20 protein-coding genes are annotated in these 16410 nt (G+C 73.7%); 13 read left to right on the forward strand and 7 right to left on the reverse strand.

Annotated elements, in window-relative coordinates; genetic code table 11:
• Positions 1 to 39: 39 nt before the first annotated feature.
• The 3 genes from CLV72_RS18520 (at position 40) to CLV72_RS18530 (ending at position 2674) form a co-directional block, all read left to right on the forward strand.
• On the forward strand, positions 40 to 831 hold the full coding sequence (locus CLV72_RS18520) for a DUF4097 family beta strand repeat-containing protein (protein WP_106247822.1): 792 nt from the start codon (positions 40 to 42) through the stop codon (positions 829 to 831).
• 74 nt (positions 832 to 905) lie between these two features.
• Positions 906 to 1865 (forward strand): ATP-binding cassette domain-containing protein, encoded by a 960-nt coding sequence (locus CLV72_RS18525; RefSeq protein ID WP_106247825.1) that lies wholly within the window; start codon positions 906 to 908, stop codon positions 1863 to 1865.
• Positions 1862 to 2674, forward strand: coding sequence for an ABC transporter permease (locus CLV72_RS18530; protein ID WP_106247828.1), 813 nt, complete (start codon positions 1862 to 1864; stop codon positions 2672 to 2674). The genes CLV72_RS18525 and CLV72_RS18530 overlap by 4 nt, the downstream gene beginning before the upstream one ends.
• A gap of 125 nt (positions 2675 to 2799) precedes the next feature.
• Here the strand turns inward: CLV72_RS18530 and CLV72_RS18535 are convergent, their stop codons facing one another.
• Both CLV72_RS18535 and CLV72_RS18540 read right to left on the reverse strand, forming a co-directional pair.
• The gene (locus CLV72_RS18535) at positions 2800 to 3153 is read right to left on the reverse strand and encodes an MmyB family transcriptional regulator (protein ID WP_245930297.1); all 354 of its coding nucleotides are present in this window, start codon (positions 3151 to 3153) and stop codon (positions 2800 to 2802) included.
• On the reverse strand, positions 3141 to 3332 hold the full coding sequence (locus tag CLV72_RS18540; RefSeq protein ID WP_281262427.1) for a hypothetical protein: 192 nt from the start codon (positions 3330 to 3332) through the stop codon (positions 3141 to 3143). The genes CLV72_RS18535 and CLV72_RS18540 overlap by 13 nt, the downstream gene beginning before the upstream one ends.
• Before the next feature lie 264 nt (positions 3333 to 3596).
• Between CLV72_RS18540 and CLV72_RS18545 the strand changes: the two genes are divergently transcribed.
• From CLV72_RS18545 to CLV72_RS18560, 4 genes are read left to right on the forward strand one after another with little or no spacing between them, the layout of a single operon-like run.
• Entirely contained in the window at positions 3597 to 4097 is a 501-nt protein-coding gene (locus tag CLV72_RS18545; protein ID WP_106247831.1) for a GbsR/MarR family transcriptional regulator, read from the forward strand.
• Entirely contained in the window at positions 4094 to 5005 is a 912-nt protein-coding gene (locus CLV72_RS18550) for an ABC transporter ATP-binding protein (RefSeq protein WP_106247833.1), read from the forward strand. Before CLV72_RS18545 ends, CLV72_RS18550 begins: the two co-directional genes overlap by 4 nt.
• On the forward strand, positions 5002 to 5709 hold the full coding sequence (locus CLV72_RS18555; RefSeq protein ID WP_106247836.1) for a fluoroquinolone export ABC transporter permease subunit: 708 nt from the start codon (positions 5002 to 5004) through the stop codon (positions 5707 to 5709). Before CLV72_RS18550 ends, CLV72_RS18555 begins: the two co-directional genes overlap by 4 nt.
• Positions 5706 to 6449, forward strand: a complete 744-nt coding sequence (locus tag CLV72_RS18560; RefSeq protein ID WP_106247839.1) for a fluoroquinolone transporter permease — start codon at positions 5706 to 5708, stop codon at positions 6447 to 6449. Before CLV72_RS18555 ends, CLV72_RS18560 begins: the two co-directional genes overlap by 4 nt.
• Positions 6450 to 6536: 87 nt before the next feature.
• On the opposite strand, the gene CLV72_RS18565 is transcribed toward CLV72_RS18560, so the two are convergent.
• On the reverse strand, positions 6537 to 7517 hold the full coding sequence (locus CLV72_RS18565; protein WP_106247842.1) for an SDR family NAD(P)-dependent oxidoreductase: 981 nt from the start codon (positions 7515 to 7517) through the stop codon (positions 6537 to 6539).
• Positions 7518 to 7807: 290 nt separating this feature from the next.
• Between CLV72_RS18565 and CLV72_RS18570 the strand changes: the two genes are divergently transcribed.
• The 3 genes from CLV72_RS18570 to CLV72_RS18580 are packed head-to-tail and all read left to right on the forward strand — an operon-like array spanning position 7808 to position 10448.
• The gene (locus tag CLV72_RS18570; protein WP_106247844.1) at positions 7808 to 8644 is read left to right on the forward strand and encodes a CPBP family intramembrane glutamic endopeptidase; all 837 of its coding nucleotides are present in this window, start codon (positions 7808 to 7810) and stop codon (positions 8642 to 8644) included.
• Positions 8641 to 9792: a sensor histidine kinase gene (locus CLV72_RS18575; protein WP_106247847.1), complete on the forward strand. Its 1152-nt coding sequence runs from the start codon at positions 8641 to 8643 to the stop codon at positions 9790 to 9792. The genes CLV72_RS18570 and CLV72_RS18575 overlap by 4 nt, the downstream gene beginning before the upstream one ends.
• Positions 9789 to 10448 carry a response regulator gene (locus CLV72_RS18580; protein WP_106247850.1) on the forward strand — a complete coding sequence of 220 codons (660 nt, stop codon included), beginning with the start codon at positions 9789 to 9791 and terminating at the stop codon, positions 10446 to 10448. The genes CLV72_RS18575 and CLV72_RS18580 overlap by 4 nt, the downstream gene beginning before the upstream one ends.
• A gap of 38 nt (positions 10449 to 10486) precedes the next feature.
• Here the strand turns inward: CLV72_RS18580 and CLV72_RS18585 are convergent, their stop codons facing one another.
• From CLV72_RS18585 to CLV72_RS18595, 3 genes are all read right to left on the reverse strand, one after another.
• A complete protein-coding gene (locus CLV72_RS18585; RefSeq protein ID WP_106247853.1) occupies positions 10487 to 10870 on the reverse strand; it encodes a DoxX family protein in 384 nt (127 codons plus the stop codon).
• A 145-nt stretch (positions 10871 to 11015) separates the two neighbouring features.
• Positions 11016 to 11375, reverse strand: a complete 360-nt coding sequence (locus tag CLV72_RS18590) for a hypothetical protein (RefSeq protein WP_106247856.1) — start codon at positions 11373 to 11375, stop codon at positions 11016 to 11018.
• 86 nt (positions 11376 to 11461) lie between these two features.
• Complete coding sequence (locus CLV72_RS18595; RefSeq protein WP_245930298.1) at positions 11462 to 12349, reverse strand: SGNH/GDSL hydrolase family protein; 888 nt, start codon at positions 12347 to 12349, stop codon at positions 11462 to 11464.
• Positions 12350 to 12461: 112 nt separating this feature from the next.
• On the opposite strand from CLV72_RS18595, the gene CLV72_RS18600 reads away from it, so the two are divergent.
• Genes CLV72_RS18600 through CLV72_RS18610 form a run of 3 tightly spaced genes read left to right on the forward strand, consistent with a single transcriptional unit; the run spans position 12462 to position 15048 of the window.
• Positions 12462 to 13136 carry a response regulator transcription factor gene (locus tag CLV72_RS18600; protein ID WP_106247858.1) on the forward strand — a complete coding sequence of 225 codons (675 nt, stop codon included), beginning with the start codon at positions 12462 to 12464 and terminating at the stop codon, positions 13134 to 13136.
• Positions 13133 to 14557, forward strand: a complete 1425-nt coding sequence (locus CLV72_RS18605) for a sensor histidine kinase (protein ID WP_106247860.1) — start codon at positions 13133 to 13135, stop codon at positions 14555 to 14557. The genes CLV72_RS18600 and CLV72_RS18605 overlap by 4 nt, the downstream gene beginning before the upstream one ends.
• Positions 14554 to 15048: a hypothetical protein gene (locus CLV72_RS18610; protein WP_106247863.1), complete on the forward strand. Its 495-nt coding sequence runs from the start codon at positions 14554 to 14556 to the stop codon at positions 15046 to 15048. Before CLV72_RS18605 ends, CLV72_RS18610 begins: the two co-directional genes overlap by 4 nt.
• Here CLV72_RS18610 and CLV72_RS18615 read toward each other — a convergent pair whose 3' ends face one another.
• Entirely contained in the window at positions 15049 to 16269 is a 1221-nt protein-coding gene (locus CLV72_RS18615) for an acyltransferase family protein (protein WP_106247865.1), read from the reverse strand.
• Between the last annotated feature and the right edge of the window lie 141 nt (positions 16270 to 16410).

A 16410-nucleotide genomic window follows, 5' to 3' on the forward strand; every position in this document is an offset into this window, starting at 1 on the left:
CCGCGGAGACGCCCCGAGCACCCGGACCAGGAGACACCCATGCCCGCCTTCGACACGCCAGAGCCGATCGACCTCGAAATCGACCTGGTGTTCGGCGCCATCCAGATCAACGCCGTGGACCGCGCCGACACCACCGTCGAGATCCATCCGCGCGACGCCGCCAAGGACGCCGACGTGCGGGCCGCCGAACTGATCCAGGCCGAGTACGCCGACGGCCGGCTGGTGGTCAAGGACACCGGCACCGGCCTGGGCCGGCTGCTGCGCAAGGGCGTGGCCGACGTCACCGTCGACCTGCCCAGCGGCTCCCGGGTCCACGCCGCGGTACGGGACGCCAACATCCGCTGCCAGGGCTCCTTCGGCGCCGCCGCGATCACCGCGACCGGCGGCAATATCGCACTCGACCGGGCGGTGGGCGGCACCGAACTCACCTCGGCCCACGGCTGGATCCGCGCCCAGGAGATCGACGGCGGCGCCACGGTCACCACGTCCATCGGCGCCATCACCCTCGGCACAGTGACCGGCCGGCTGAGGGCGAAGTCCGCGCACGGCGCCATCGCCGCCGAGCGGCTGCTGGACGGCGCCCACATCAGGACCGCCCACGGCAACGTCCGCATCGGCGAGGTGGTCCGCGGCCGCATGGAGCTGGAGACCTCCTACGGCGAAGTGGAGGTCGGCGTCCGCGAGGGCACCGCGGCCTGGCTGGACGCCGGATCCAAGCACGGCAGGCTGACCAGCTCGCTGGAGGCGGCCGAGGACCCGGGCTCCGCCGAGGAGACCGTCGAGATCTACGCGCGCAGCGTCTACGGCGACATCGTGATCCGCCGCGCCTGAGCCCGCCCGGCGCGCACCCCCGACCCACCCTCTCGCGGCGACCCGGCCGCGCCAACGAGAACCGAGGCACAGTCATGACCCCACCCGAGCCCCAGGCGGCCATCGCGGCCACCGGGCTGCGCAAGTCATTCGGCACGCACGTCGTGCTGGACGGCATCGACCTGGACATCCCGGCGGGCACCGTCTTCTCGCTGCTGGGCCCCAACGGCGCCGGCAAGACGACCATGGTGAAGATCCTGTCCACCCTGATCCGCGCCGACAGCGGCCAGGCGAGGATCTTCGGCCGCGACCTGGACCGGGAACCCGACCGGGTGCGCGCCGCCATCGGCGTCACCGGCCAGTACTCGGCGGTGGACGGCCTCCTCACCGGCGCGGAGAACCTGATGCTGATGGGGCGTCTGCACGGTCTGGGCCGCGGCCGCGCCCGGCGGCGCAGCACCGAGCTGCTGGAGCGCTTCGACCTGGCCGACGCCGCGTCGAAGCCCGCCTCCACCTACTCGGGCGGCATGCGGCGCCGGCTCGACCTGGCGATGACCCTGGTCGGCGGCCCGCGCCTGATCTTCCTCGACGAGCCCACCACCGGACTGGACCCCCGCAGCCGCCGCGGCATGTGGGAGATCGTCCGCGAGCTGGTCTCCGAGGGCGTGACGGTCTTCCTCACCACCCAGTACCTGGAGGAGGCCGACCAGCTCGCCGACCGCATCGCGGTCCTCGACCGCGGCAGGCTCATCGCCGAGGGCACCCCGAACGAGCTGAAGCGGCTCATCCCCGGCGGCCACATCCGGCTGCACTTCGCCCAGGCCGACGCCCTGGACTCGGCGGAGCGCGCCCTCGGCGGCTCGCGCGACGACGAAGCGCTGGTGCTCCAGGTCCCCAGCGACGGCGGGCTCGCGTCGCTGCGCGCCCTCCTCGACCGCATCGACGGCGCGTCGCTCAAGGTCGAGGAGCTGTCGGTGCACACCCCCGACCTCGACGACGTCTACCTCTCCCTCACCGGCCGGTCCGGCACCGAGCAGAAAGCAGCCGCACGATGACCACGCTCACCCGCGCCGCCCGCGACTCCGGCACGATGCTGGGCCGCCAGCTGCGGCACATGCTGCGCTACCCCTCCATGACGCTGATGCTCGTCGGCATGCCGATCATCCTCCTGCTGCTGTTCGTCTACGTCTTCGGCGGCGCCATGGGGGCCGGGCCGGGCACCATGGGCGCCGGGCCGGGCACCGCGTCCGGCTCCCGCACCGAGTACCTGCACTACGTCATCCCCGGCATCGTGCTGATGACCGTCGCCTCCGCGGCCCAGGGCACCGCCATCTCGGTGGCCATGGACATGACCGAGGGGATCGTCGCGCGCTTCCGCACCATGGACATCGCCCGCGTCTCGGTGCTGACCGGCCATGTCGTCGGGGCGCTCATCCAGTCGATGCTCAGCGTCGCGCTGGTCCTCTTGGTGGCGGTGCTGATCGGCTTCCGGCCCACCGCCACCCTGGGCGAGTGGCTGGCCGCCGCCGGCCTGCTGCTGCTGGTCTCCTTCGCCCTCACCTGGCTGTCGGTGGCCCTCGGCCTGGTCGCCGACACGGTCGAGACCGCGAGCAACACCCCGATGGGGCTGATGCTGCTGCCCTTCCTGAGCAGCGGATTCGTGCCCACCGACACCCTGCCGGTCGTACTGCGCTGGTTCGCCGAGTACCAGCCCTTCACCCCCATCATCGAGACCCTGCGCGGACTGCTGCTGGGAACCGAGATCGGCGGCAACGGAGTGCTCGCGGTCGCCTGGTGCGCCGGCATCAGCCTGGCCGCCTACCTCTGGGCGAAGCGGCTCTACAACCGCGACCCCGCGCGCTAGCCGGCCCCGCGGCGGCAGCCGTACGCCCCGGCGCACCGCCGGGGCGTACGGCCGTGTCCGGCGCCCGGGCCCACCGCACCCGGCCGCGGGCTCAGCCGTCCGCCCGCGCCGAGGGCACGGCTCCGTCATGGGAGCGCCCGTCCGCGGGCTCGGCGCGCCGTTCCGCCTCGGCCCCGGCCGGTGGCGGCCCAGCTGGCGAGGAGCGGGAACTTCTCGGCGGAGTCGGTGCCGGGCGGGGCGCTGTAGGTGACGATCTGCAGGCCGGCCTCACCAGGCATCTCGAAGACGTCGAAGGCGACCTCGATGACGCCCACCTCCGGGTGGCGGAAGCACTTCACGCCGCTGCGGTGCTCGTGCACGTCGTGTCCGGCCCAGTCGGCGCGGAAGCGCCGGCTGCGGGTGGACAGCTCACCGATCAGCGCGGTCAGCTCCCTGTTCAGCGGGTCGCGCCCGGCCTCCAGGCGCATCATCGCCGCCACCGTGCGGCGGGCCTGGGGCCAGTCGACGTAGTAGTCCTCGGCGCGCGGGTCGAGGTGTTCACGATCAGGTCGAAGCGGCCGGCCAGCTCCTTGAAGGTCGCCGGATCGGCGGTCGCGTAGTAGTGGTCGGCCCCCAGGCGCAGGCCGTCGTCCTTCTTGCGCAGGCTCTGCGAGAGCACGGTGACCTCGGCGCCGAGGGACCGGCCGCCCGGGCGCCGGTGGACGCGGCCGCCGAGGGCTGCCAGGCCATGGACGAGCGCCGCGCCATCAAGGTGCTGCTCACGCCCTGACCGGGCCGGGGCGGCGCCGACCCGGCGGTGCCCGGCTCGCCGTCGGGGCCTTGACGCATTCTTGATGGCCGAACTTTCAGAAAGTATTGAAACTTCATTGCGTCCGCCCGCCCCCCGGGATGAGGATGAGGGCCTACCGAACGGAGGCCGGCGATGGCGGACGACGCCCTGGACGGGGCACGGCGCGCGTTCATGGAGGAGATGGCCCGCTTCTGCGAGGAGAGCGGGCTGCCCCGGATGGAGGGACGGCTGATCGGCTGGCTGATGGTGTGCAGCCCGCCGATGCGCTCGGCGGACGAACTCGCCGCCGAACTCGGGGCCAGCCGGGGCGCGATCAGCATGGCGGTGCGGATGCTGCAGCGCGCCGGGGCGGTGGAGCGGGTGACCGTGCCCGGCTCCCGCCGGCACTACTACCGCTTCCGGCCCGGCTTCTGGCGCCGGGAGATCGACACCCGGGTGCGGCAGGCCGAGACGGTGCGGGACATGGCCGAGGGCGGGCTGAAACGGCTGGCCGGCGCCCCCGAGGGCGAGCTGGAGCGGCTGCGCGACTTCTACGAGATGTACGACTTCCTGGCCGGCGAGTACGCGCAGGTGCGCGACCGCTGGCACGAACGCGAGCAGGACCGGACCCGACAGGAGGAACCGCCGCGATGACCTCTACGCGGCAGCGGCCGGACGCCGCGACCGCCGACGGCACGACGACCGTGATCGACGTGCGCGAACTGGCCTACAGCTACCCCAGGGCCAAGGAGCCCGCCGTCCGCGAGATGACCTTCTCGGTCCGGGCCGGCGAGATCTTCGGCTTCCTCGGCCCTTCCGGCGCCGGGAAGTCCACCACCCAGAAGATCCTCACCGGCCTGCTGCCCGGCGCGACCGGCACCGTGGACGTGTGGGGCCGCGCCCCGCGAGCGTGGGGACGGGCGTACTTCGAGCGGATCGGCGTCTCCTTCGAGCTGCCCAACCACTACCGCAAGCTCACCGCCCTGGAGAACCTGGAGTTCTTCGCCTCCCTCTACGAAGGGGAGACCGAGGACCCGATGGCGCTGCTGGAGCGGGTCGGCCTGGCGGACGACGCCCGCACCCGGGTCGGCCGCTACTCCAAGGGCATGCAGGCGCGGCTCACCTTCGTGCGCGCCCTGCTCAACCGGCCCGAACTGGTCTTCCTGGACGAGCCCACCTCCGGCCTGGACCCCCGCAACGCCCGCACGGTCAAGGACATGATCGCCGAGCTGCGCGAGCAGGGCCGCACTGTCTTCCTGACCACCCACGACATGGCGACGGCCGAGGAGCTGTGCGACCGGGTCGCCTTCGTCGTCGACGGGCGGATCGCCGTCATGGACGCGCCCGAGGAACTGAAGCTGGCCCGCAGCCGGCGGACCGTCCGGGTCGGCTACCGCGCCGAGGGAGCGGCGCTGCACACCGCCGAGTTCCCGCTGGACGGACTGGCCGACGACGCCGCGCTGCACACGCTGCTGCGCACCCACCGGGTGGAGTCGCTGCACAGCCAGGAGGCGTCGCTCAACGACGTGTTCGTCGAGGTCACCGGCCGGAGCCTGACATGAGCGCGCTCACCGCCACCATGCGGCTGGAGCTGAAGCTCCAGCGGCGCTACGGCTTCCTGTACGCCGCCGCCTTCTCCGGCGTGCTCTGGCTCGCCGTCCTGCTGCCGATCCCGTCGGAGTACCGCGACATCGCGGCGCCGCTGGTGCTCTTCGGCGACCTCACCATCGTCGCCTTCTTCTTCATCGCCGGTTCGCTCTTCTTCGAGAAGGGCGAGCGCACTGTGTTCGCCCTGGTCACCACGCCCCTGTCCTTCTGGGAGTACCTGACCGCGAAGCTGGTCACCCTCACCGGGCTGTCCGTCGCCCTGAGCTTCGCGATCGTCCTGCCGGTGCACGGCCTGGCCTTCGGCGCCGGACTCGTCCTGCTCGGCTGCCTGCTGATGGCGCCGCTGATGCTGCTGCTCAGCTTCGTCACCGCCGCGCCCTACGCGGCCATCTCCGACTGGGTCGTGCCCTCGTCGTTCTGGATCGGCCTGTGCTCCCTGCCGCTGCTGGCCTACGGCGGGCTCTGGGAGCACTGGTCGCTGTACTCCGTCCCGACCTACGGGCCGCTGCTGCTGTTCGGCGCCGCCTTCGGCCAACTGGAGCTGTCGGCGGGCGAACTGGTGTACGCGGTGGTCTACCCGCTGCTGTGGATGGGCGTGCTGCTGGTGCTGGCCCGGCGGGTCTTCGACCGCTTCATCGTCGCCGGGGAGGGGGCGTGAGCGCGCTGCGGCACGCGGCCGCCTTCGGCCGCAACGACCTCGCGGGCGTCCGGCGCGACACCATGCTGCGCTTCCTCGTCGTGGCGCCCTTCGTCTACGTCGCCGTCGTGCGCTTCCCGCTGCCGGCCCTCACCGAGCTGCTGCGGGAGCGCTACGCCTTCGACCTGCTCCCCTACCATCCGCTGATCATCTCGCTCTTCCTCATCCTCGGCTCGGCGGCGATCCTCGGCGCGCTGGCCGGGCTGATGCTGCTGGAGGAGAAGGACGCCGGCACCCTGCTCGCGCTGCGGGTCACCCCGGTCGCGCTCGGCACCTTCGCCGCCTACCGCGCCGCCACCGTCGTCGCGGTGACGGCCGGCTACGTCGTCGTGGGGATGCTGCTGTGCGGGCTGGTGCCCGCCGAGGTGCTGCCCGGGGCCGCCGCGGCCGCGCTGTGCGCCGGGCTGCTCGCCGCCGCCCTCGCGCTCACCATGGCCCTGGTCGCGAACAACCAGGTGGAAGGGCTCGCGGTGGTCCGGGCGCTCGGCATCGTCGTGGCCGGCCTGCCCGCCGTGCCCTACTTCGTCCCCGCGCCCTGGGAGCTGCTCTTCGGCGTCCTGCCGTCGTACTGGCCGGTCAAGGTCTACTGGGTCGCCGCCGAGGGCGGCGACTGGTGGCCCTACGCCGCCGTCGGCACCGCCTACCTCGCCCTCGTCGTCGGCCTGCTGCTGCGCGCCTACGCCGGGCGCCGGTTCAGCTGACCGGCCGGTCCGAGCCCGAGCGGGCACGCGCCTGACGCCTCCGCGCCGGCCCGCGCCCCGCACCGGGGCGCGGGCCGCCGCCGGCGGTCACGCCTTCAGCAAGCGCTCGCTCAGCTCCCACAGCCGCCGCGCGGAGTCCGGGTCGATGGAGTGCGAGGCGACCTCGGCGGGGATCGGCCACTCGGTCATCGGCCTCGCGGTGTCGTCCAGCGGTGAGATGTCGCAGTCCTTCAGGTAGACGCCGCCGGTCCCGTCGAGCAGCGGGCTGGCCGCCCCGAACACGATCGTGGCGGCGCCCTGCCGGGGCGACTTGATGCCCCGGTCGGGATCGACGACCGGCCGGCCCTCCTCGTCGATCAGGCCCATGGCCCGCAGCGCGTCCGGGCCCGCGCTGCTGTTCAGCGCCGTGCCGACGACGACGCCGGGATGCGCGGCGTAGCCGCGGATCCCGTCCTCGGCCCAGCGGCGGTCCAGTTCGACGGCGAACAGCACATTGGCGGTCTTGGTCTGGGCGTAGGCGAGGTTGGGGTCATAGCCGCCGGTGAACTGCGGGTCGTCCCAGCGGATGCCGGAGAAGCGCTGGGCGCCGGAGGACACGTTGACCACCCGGGCGCCCTGGGCGGCGCGCAGGGCCGGCCGCAGGGCCAGCGTGAGCTGGAAGTGGCCGAGGTGGTTGGCGGCGAACTGCGATTCGTAGCCGCGTGCGTCCTCGGCCCGCTCGGGTGGTGCCGGGATGCCGGCGTTGTTGACCAGGATGTGCAGCGGCCGGCCGGAGTCGCGCCGGCGGGCGGCGAAGGCGTCGATCGACTCGGGGTCGAGCAGGTCGAGCCGGTCGGCCTCGGCGCGGTCGATCCCGGCCAGCGCGGCCGCGGCGCGCTCCGGGTCGCGCGAGGCCGCGGTCACCGCGGCACCCGCTTCGGCCAGGGCCCGGGTGACCTCCAGGCCGATCCCGGCGGCGCCGCCGGTGACGACGGCGTTCATGCCGGTCAGGTCGATGCCGGCCAGTACGTCGCCGGCCGTCGACGCGGCGGTGAATCCCGTTCCGATGGGGTGCTGCCTGTGTGCCATGTGCCCTGTTCTCCTGTCGCGGGTCGGGCGGCTCCGGTGCGGCCGGGGGTGCGGGGACGGAGCCGCCGCACCCCGAGCCGAACCGGAATGTCTTTCCAGAACTATATACGGAAAGACGTTCCGGAACACCTGTCCGGCGGGCGCCGGGCCGGGAACAGCCCGCCGTCCCCCGTGCGAGCTACGTACGGGTGTCCACCGCACGGTGACGATTCCGGGCCGCCGGATGCGTAGCGTTCCGTACCGCACAGCCGCGGCGGACCGGCCGCGGCGGCTCACTCGAAGGAGGCATCGTGAGGCTCATCTGGCAGCTCCTGGCCGTCGCGGCGGTCGGTTTCGCCGGCGGTCAGGCGGTGATGGCGGTGCAGGGCGACCCCTGGCTCACGCTCGCCCTCAGCGCCGCGGTGGTCGTGCTCTCGGTGCTCGTCTACCGGTGGGTGGTGCGGCGGACCGAGCGCCGCAGGGTCACCGAACTGGACTGGCAGGGTGCCGCACCCGCGGTCGCCCTGGGGACGGCGGTCGGCGTCGGGCTGTTCGGGCTCGTCATCATGAACATCGCCTTCCTCGGCTTCTACCGGATCGACGGCTTGGGCTCGCCGATGAGCGCGCTGGGGCTGCTCGGCTTCATGGCCGCCGTGGCCGTGACGGAGGAGCTGATGTGGCGCGGCGTCCTGTTCCGGATCATCGAGGAGCGCACCGGGACGTGGATCGCGCTGGTGCTGACCGGCGTGGCCTTCGGCCTGGCGCACATGATCAACCCCAACGCCACCCTGTGGGGCGCCATCGCCATCGCCATCGAGGCCGGCGGCATGCTCACCGCCGCCTACGTCGCCACCCGCAGCCTGTGGCTGCCGATCGGCCTGCACTTCGGCTGGAACCTCGCCGCGTCCGCCATCTTCAGCACCGAGGTCTCGGGCAACCACACCCCGCAGGGGCTGCTCGACGCGGTGATGTCGGGGCCGGTCCTGGTCACCGGCGGCGAGTTCGGCCCCGAGGGAAGCGCCTACTCGATCGTGTTCTGCCTGATCGCGACCGCCGTCTTCCTGTGGATCGCCCGCAGGCGCGGCCGTCTGGTCCCCTTCCGCCGGCGCGCCGAGCGTGCCGCCGCCGCCAATACACTTCCGCAGTGATATCTGCTCGGCGGGTCTCGGAGCTGTGGCACCGGCTCGACGTCACGGTCCGAGACCTTCCGCTCGGCCTCGTGCTGATCGCCGCGTCGCTGGTGCCCTCGCTGCGCGGCCTCGGCACCGAGGTCGGCGCGCTGCCGGACCGCCCCTACGACGCCCTCGCCGTCGTCGCGCTGCTGCTCCAGGGCCTTCCGCTGGCCGTGCGCCGCCGGCTGCCGGTCGTGTGCCTCACCCTGGTCTCGCTCGGCTTCGCCGTCGACCAGCTCCGCGGCTACCACATGTTCGCGGGCACCGCGCTGGCCATCTCGGTGCTGAGCACCGGCGCCCACCTGGACCGGCACCGGCGCGCGACGATGCTCGCCTTCTCGGTGGCCTTCGTCCCGCTGTCGATCGCCCTGCACCAGCTCGGCGGCCAGCCGGCGACGGAGTTCATCACCTTCTACCTGGCCATCGCCTTCGCCTGGGGCATCGGCTCCTGGCTGCGCTCCACCCGGATCGCCGAGGCCGAGCGCCGCCGCCGCGTCGCCGAGGAGACCCGCACCGCCGAACGCACCCGCATCGCCCGCGAACTGCACGACGTGGTGACCCACCACGTGACGGCGATGGTCGTGCAGGCGGAGGCGGCCCGGTACCTGACCGCCGCGCCCGACCGGCTCGACCAGGCGCTGACCGCCGTCACCGACACCGGCCGGCGGGCCATCACCGACCTGCGGCACCTGCTCGACCTGCTCAACCCCGACCACGGCACCGAGGCCAGGACGCCGCCCGTCGGCCGGCTCCTCACCCTGGTGGAGCAGACCCGCCGGGCCGGGCAGCCGGTGGAGTTCACCGAGGAGGGCACCCCGGCGGCGTCCACCGGCAGCGCCGACCTGGTCGCCTACCGGATCGTGCAGGAGGCCCTGACCAACGCACTCAAGTACGCCCACGGCAGCCGCACCTCGGTCCAGGTGCGCCACAGCGAAAGGGAGATCACCGTGGAGGTCGGCACGGACGGCTCCGGCTCGGGGGCCGGCTTCTCCGAGGGGAGTGGGCGGGGCCTCGCCGGGCTCCGCGAACGGGTCGAGGTCCTGGACGGCGACTTCAGCGCGGGCCCGCGCACCGGCGGCGGCTTCGTCGTGCGGGCGCGCATCCCCGCCGGGAGCCCGTCATGAGCGCGCCGATCCGGGTCCTGGTCTGCGACGACCAGGTGCTCATCCGCACCGGACTCACCACCATCATCGACGCCCAGCCCGACCTGGAGGTGGTGGGCGAGTGCGGCGACGGGCAGAGCGCGGTCGAACTCGGCGGCGAGCTGCACCCCGACGTCGTGGTGATGGACGTCCGCATGCCGGTGCTCGACGGCATCGAGGCCACCCGCCTGCTGGCCGGCGCCGGGGTGCCGCACCCGGTGAAGGTGCTGGTGGTGACCACCTTCAACCTGGACGAGTACGTCTACGAGGCGCTGCGCGCGGGGGCGAGCGGCTTCCTGCTCAAGGACGCGCCGCCCAGCCAGCTGCTGAACGGCATCCGGACCGTGGCCACGGGCGCGGCCCTGCTGGACCCCGAGGTGACGCGCCAGCTCGTGGGCAGGTACGCCGCCCGGATCCGGCCCACCGACGGCGAGGCGCCCGACACCCCGCTGACCCCCCGCGAGCTGGAGGTGCTGCGCCTCATCGCGGACGGCCAGTCCAACAGCGAGATCGCCGCGAGCCTCGTGATCAGCCAGGAGACCGTCAAGACCTTCGTCTCGCGCATCCTCACCAAGCTCGACCTGCGCGACCGCGTCCAGGCGGTCGTCTACGCCTACCGCCACGGCCTGGTGGCCTGAGCGCCGCGGGCGGCGGGCGGCCGAGGGCCCGCCGCCCGTCAGCCCGTGAACGGTTCCAGGACGAATCGGCCCCACGCGATGAAGGCGGCCAGGGCCAGGTAGACCAGGTTCAGCAGCACGAGCCCGTACTGGCCGAGGCGGCCGTGGGTGACCATCGCGCCGGCCATGAGCAGGATCCAGCAGACCGCGGTCACCGGCACCATGACCGGCGCGATGCCCGTGACGGCGGGCAGGATCAGGCCCGCCGCCGCCAGGATCTCCAGCACCCCGAGGGTCCTGACGAAGCCGGCGCCGACGTGCCCGGTCCACTCGCCGCCGCGGTGCGCGGCCAGTCTCTCCCTGGGCACGAAGGTCTTGGTGATGCCGCCGAGCAGCGCCACCGCGGCCAGCAGCCCGGCGGCGATCCACAGTGCGAGGTCCACGGATGTCTCCCTGTCCGAGGGGATGAGCGGTCACCTGGGAGATCGAGATGGCCGCCCTCCTGTGACAGGGCGGGCGCGTGACGCGCGTCACCGGGTCCGCGTCAGCCGCCGTCGGCGCGTTCCGGCACCCGGAATGCCGCTCGCGTCACGAGGCACCGTTCCGTCGAGGCGGTCCGACCCCCAGGCAAGCGACGATTCGGGCGAACGCGGGCTCCACGAACAGCTGGAAATAGTATCCGCCGCGTTTCCGGTCGTCGATGAATCCGATCAGCACATCGGAGCCGCGGTAATCGCGCAGATCCGAAACGGCTTCGGCGAATCCGATCGAATTCTGGCCGGAGCGCCGAACCGAGCGCTCCCTCCTCGCGTATACGGAGAGCAGGCCCTGCACCGGCACGGTCTCAGGCCAGACCTGGTACGTCGCACCGGCGCTCAGCGCGGATCGGGAAAGGGAGTGCACCGAGCCGCCTCCAGCGAGAAGCCGGATCAAGTGATCCCTTTCCACGACACCTCCGAACCGCCGCGCGATCGGGTCGATTCCACTGCGCCTGTTCCGGCCTGTCAATAAGAACGATTCGCCGGATTTCCGGCTCAGCAGCCGTTGTAGTGCTCGTCCGCGCTCCAGCCGGTGTTGGCCCACTGCTCGGCGGGGGCGGGGCCGAAGCCGGGGTAGCGCCCGGCCAGTTCGGTCAGCAGCCAGTCGGTGAAGCGGGCGGCGCCCTGCGGGCAGGTGTGGATGCCGTCGGTGCTGCGGTCGGCCCGGCCGTCCCTGGTGCGCTGGTAGGTGTCGCCCCACACGGCGCCGGCGTCCAGGAAGTGGGCCCGGCCGTCGGAGTCCTCGGCGACGGCGCGGGCGACGTCGGCGGTGCGCGCCAGCTCCGACATGTGCGGCCGGTAGAAGTCGTCGGGCTCGATGGGCGGCATGGTGACGAAGACGAGGTCCGCGCCGGTCTCCGCGACGGTGCTCAGCAGCCGCTCGTAGCCGGTCCGCTGCTCCTCCTCGGTGCCCCAGTCGTAGGTGGTGATCTGGTAGATGACGACGGCGGGCTCGGCGGCGGCGATCTCCCCGGGCAGCTCCGCCCACTGCTCCTCGGCGAAGGGGCCCACGACATTGCCGCCGCCCTCGCTGGCGATCGACTCGAACTCGACGCCGCTGGCCGCGAAGGCGTCGGCCATGGGCAGGGCCTGGCCGACCGCGACGGAGTCGCCGAGCAGGAGCACCCGCGACAGCCCGTGGTCGGCGGAGGCGCCGGCCGCGGAGCTCGCCGCTCCCCCGGCCGGCGCGTCGGACGTAGCGGCGGCGGAGCAGCCGGCGGTCAGCGCGGTGAGGGCGAGCAGTCCGGTGAGGACCCGCGGCAGCCCGCGCATGGCGGCGAGGGACCGTCCACCGGAGGCGGACGTGCGTTCGTCGTGGGTGTTCGGACGCTCGGCCGCGGCCTCGCGATCGGACCTGGCCGAGCGGATCAGATGCTGTGACATGCCGTCGAGAGTGGGGCCGCGATGTGTCGGCCGCTCCGCCGCCGTGTCGCGGTCGTGTCGCAACGGACCGCCGACCAGGCCCGATCGCGCCGGTGCCGCCCATACTGGACGGGTGGCCGCGATTCTGCTGATCGAAGACGACGCCCTGCTGCGGCGGGGGCTCGAACTGGCGCTCGGCCGGCACGGCCACGACGTGCGCACGGCCGCCTCCGGCGAGGACGGGCTGCGCGCCTTCCGCTCGTCGCCGCCGGAGCTGGTGGTGCTCGACCTGATGCTGCCGGACGTCGACGGCTTCGAGGTGTGCCGCCGCATCCGGGCAGTCAGCGAGATACCGGTGATCATGCTGACCGCCCGCGGCGACGATTTCGACATCGTCAGCGGCCTCGCGGCCGGGGCGGACGACTACGTCGTCAAGCCTGCCCAGCCGACCGTGCTCGACGCCCGCATCCGCGCGGTCCGGCGCCGCGCCCCCGGCGCCGCCGAGGGCGTGCGCGTCCACCGCGAGCTGCGCGTCGACACCGCCTCGCTCACCGTGTCGCTGCGCGGCGAGCCGGTGCGGCTGACGCCGACCGAGCTGCGGCTGCTGCTGACCCTCTCCCAGGCCCCGGCCCAGGTGTTCAGCCGGCAGCAGCTGCTCGAACTGGTGTGGGAGCACGACTACCTCGGCGACTCCCGGCTGGTCGATAACTGCGTGCAGCGGCTGCGGGCGAAGATCGAGACCGACCCGGCCCGCCCGGAGTACGTGCAGACCGTGCGCGGCTTCGGCTACCGCTTCGGTCCGGTGTGAGGCGGCGGCTGTGGCCGCGCGGGCTGCGCGCCCGGCTGCTGGTCACCTTCGTGCTGGTCACCGTGCTCGGCGCCGCCGCCGCGGCCTGGTCCAGCGCCGGCTCGGCGAGCACCGCGCTGGTCGACTCGACCCAGCGGCGGCTCACCGAGGCGACGGCCGCCCAGATCGGCGCGCTCGCCCCCCAGCTGAGCTACCCGCCCGACCAGGCCGGACTCGACCGGCTGCGCGCGGCCGTCGGCCCGGACACCCTGGTGACCTACCGGCACCTGCGGTCCGCGGACGGCGCCGGCGCCGCGCTGGTCACCGAGGAGCTGCGCGAGGCCGTGCGCGTCCGCGGCCGGCTGGTCGCGCAGCGGGTCGGCGGCGACGGCGGGTCCTGGCTGCTGATCGGCACCCCCGTCATGATCACGGACCTGGACGGTACCCGCACCCCGTCCGGTATCGAGGTCTACGCCGCGCACGACCTCGGCGATGTCGAGCGGCGGATCGACGGGCTCACCAGGTCCGCGATCGGCACCGCGGCGCTGGCGCTGCCGCCGGCGGCGCTGCTGGCGCTGCTGGCCGCGCGCAGCGTGCTGCGCCCGGTGCGCGAGCTGCGCGACACCGCGCGCCGACTGGCCGACGGCGACCTCGGCGCGCGCTCCCTCCCCCAGGGCGCCGACGAACTGGCCGAGCTGACGGCCACCGTCAACGAGATGGCCGAGTCGGTGCAGGCGTCCATGGCGGCGATGCGCCGGATGCAGGCCGACGCCAGGCGCTTCGCCGCCGACGTCTCGCACGAGCTGCGCACCCCGCTGAGCACGCTGACGGCCGTGATGGAGGTGCTGGAGGACGCGGCCGACGGGATGGACCCGGACGCCCGCGAGTCCGCGCGGATGGCGATCACCGAGACCCACCGGCTGGTCCGCCTGGTGGAGGACCTGATGGAGGTCTCCCGCTTCGACGCCGGCACGGTGCGGCCGCGCCTGGAGGAGGTCGACGTGGCCGGCGCGGTGCGCGACTGCCTGCGCGCCCGGGACTGGCTGGACCGGGTGGAGCTGACGGCGCCGGCGGAGTCGCGCTCGCGGCTGGACCGGCGCCGGCTGGACGTCATCGTGGCCAATCTGGTCGGCAACGCCCTGCGGCACGGGGAGCCGCCGGTGCGCGTGGACGTGTCGGCCTCGCCCGGGGAGGTCAGGATCGAGGTCACCGACGCCGGCCGCGGCCTGCCCGAGGACGTGCTGCCGCACGTCTTCGACCGCTTCTACAAGGCCGACGCCGCCCGCACCCGCACCCCGGGCAGCGGGCTCGGCCTGGCGATCGCCCTGGAGAACGCCCGCCTGCACGGCGGCGATCTCACCGCGGGCAATGCCGACGGCGGCGGGGCGCGCTTCGTGCTGCGGCTGCCCCGGGGCATGGCGGACCAGGTGGAGGACGGATGAGGCGGCTTTGGGCCGCGGCGGCCGTCGCGCTGCTCGCGCTCACCGGCTGCGGGATCCAGCCGTCGGAGGTGACCGACGCCGGCGAGCCGCCCACGGGCGTGGCGCCCGGGGTGACGCTGTACTTCGTCGACCGGCGCGGCGAGCTGCGGCCGCAGCCGCGGGAGACCGGCCGCCTGGGCACGATCCCCGACGCGCTGACGCTGCTGCTGCTCGGTCCGGGCGGCTTCGCGCCCGGCGACTCCGCGCTGCGCACCGAGATCCCGCCGGTCGAGCACACGCGGGTCGAGGTGACGGTGGACGACGGCACGATCGAGCTCAGAGTGCCGCTGGCCGAGCACGAGCTGAGCCCGCTCGGCATCGACCAGCTGGTCTGCACCGCGCTGGACGTGCACGTGCGGTCCGGCGGCTCACCGGCCACGACGGTGCGGATCCTGTTCACCGTGCCCGCCCCGGGCTCGGACCGGCCGCGGACCTGCCCGCTGATCGGGTGATCAGCCCAGCAGGCCGGTGTCGACGGCGGGCGGGGGCGGGGCGGGCAGCGCGAACCAGAGGGCGGCCAGACCCGCCATGAGCAGCGCGAAGACGAGCAGGCCGGTGCGCCCCCCGGCCCAGGCGGCGCGGAACCGGATCGGATCCTCCACCAGGTACTTCGACAGCGCGGCCAGGCCGATCGACACCGCCCACACCATCGCCGTCCAGCCCCACCCGTCGAGCCCCGTCACCTGCGGCGACAGCAGCACGATGACCGGCCAGTGCCACAGGTACAGGCTGTAGGAGACCAGCCCCAGCCACCGCAGCGGCCCCCAGGCCAGAGCCCGCGCCACCGCCGTCCGCGGTGCCCGCGCGCACACCGCGATCAGCAGCGCGGACGCGAGCGAGTGCGCGAACAGGCCGCCGGTGTACAGCCACGGCTGGCCGGTGCCGTGGACCAGCGCCCAGGCCGCGCCGATACCGGCCGCGAGCAGCGCCGCCGCCGGGCCCGGCCGGCGGCCGAGGACGCGGTCGAGCGCGGCACGCGCCGGCCGGGTGGCGGCCAGCGCGCCCAGCAGCAGCGAGAAGGCCCGGGTGTCGGTACCGGTGTAGACCCGGGTCGGATCCGCCGGGTCGGCCAGGACCGCCATCAGCACCAGCGAGCCGACCGAGATCAGTGCCGCGGCCACCGCGACCCGGCGGTCCGCGCGGCCCCCGGCCCCGGTCCGGGCGAGGACCAGCACGAGCAGCGGCCACACCAGGTAGAACTGCTCCTCGACCGCGATGCTCCACAGATGCCCGAACACCCGCGCCGCGCCGAGGCGGTCCCAGTAGCCCGCCGATTCCGCGAGCAGATGCCAGTTGACCAGGTTCAGCTGCACCCACGGGCCGTCCGCGAGCGTCGTCCTGACCAGGCCGGGCGGCCCGACCGCCCAGACCGCCACGGTGACGCCGGCCAGCATGACCGCCAAGGCCGGCAGCAGCCGCCGGACCCGGCGCCCCCAGAAACCGGGCAGCGACACGGTCCCCGTCGCCGCCACCTCCCGCAGCAGCAGACCGGTGATCAGATACCCGGACAGCGCGAAGAACAGGTCCACCCCGAGGAAGCCCCCCGGCAGCAGACCGGTATGGAAGAGCAGCACCCCGGTGATGGCCGCGCCGCGCAGCCCGTCCAGCGCCGGCAGATGCCGCTTCGGCCCGGCGGACGACGGGGCCGGCGCGGCCGGCTGCACCTCAGTCATGGCACCGACTGTGGCGGCCCTGTGTCCGGATCCCGTCCGCACCAGGTCGCGATCGTGTCCCGGCCGGGCGCGGTGCCGGAAGCACCGCTGTACCGCGTGTGCGCCTGGTCCGGTCGAGTGGCGCGGGCGGGGCGGGTCAGC

Origin of the sequence: Allonocardiopsis opalescens, assembly GCF_003002095.1 — a bacterium.
Lineage (GTDB): Bacteria > Actinomycetota > Actinomycetes > Streptosporangiales > Streptosporangiaceae > Allonocardiopsis > Allonocardiopsis opalescens.

Bases quoted from the DNA above. Each gene is read 5' to 3' on its own strand.
- CLV72_RS18520 (WP_106247822.1), top strand. From the start codon at position 40: ATGCCCGCCTTCGACACGCCAGAGCCGATCGACCTCGAAATCGACCTG.
- CLV72_RS18525 (WP_106247825.1), top strand. From the start codon at position 906: ATGACCCCACCCGAGCCCCAGGCGGCCATCGCGGCCACCGGGCTGCGC.
- CLV72_RS18530 (WP_106247828.1), top strand. From the start codon at position 1,862: ATGACCACGCTCACCCGCGCCGCCCGCGACTCCGGCACGATGCTGGGC.
- CLV72_RS18545 (WP_106247831.1), top strand. From the start codon at position 3,597: ATGGCGGACGACGCCCTGGACGGGGCACGGCGCGCGTTCATGGAGGAG.
- CLV72_RS18550 (WP_106247833.1), top strand. From the start codon at position 4,094: ATGACCTCTACGCGGCAGCGGCCGGACGCCGCGACCGCCGACGGCACG.
- CLV72_RS18555 (WP_106247836.1), top strand. From the start codon at position 5,002: ATGAGCGCGCTCACCGCCACCATGCGGCTGGAGCTGAAGCTCCAGCGG.
- CLV72_RS18565 (WP_106247842.1), bottom strand. From the start codon at position 7,517: ATGGCACACAGGCAGCACCCCATCGGAACGGGATTCACCGCCGCGTCG.
- CLV72_RS18580 (WP_106247850.1), top strand. From the start codon at position 9,789: ATGAGCGCGCCGATCCGGGTCCTGGTCTGCGACGACCAGGTGCTCATC.
- CLV72_RS18595 (WP_245930298.1), bottom strand. From the start codon at position 12,349: ATGTCACAGCATCTGATCCGCTCGGCCAGGTCCGATCGCGAGGCCGCG.
- CLV72_RS18610 (WP_106247863.1), top strand. From the start codon at position 14,554: ATGAGGCGGCTTTGGGCCGCGGCGGCCGTCGCGCTGCTCGCGCTCACC.
- CLV72_RS18615 (WP_106247865.1), bottom strand. From the start codon at position 16,269: ATGACTGAGGTGCAGCCGGCCGCGCCGGCCCCGTCGTCCGCCGGGCCG.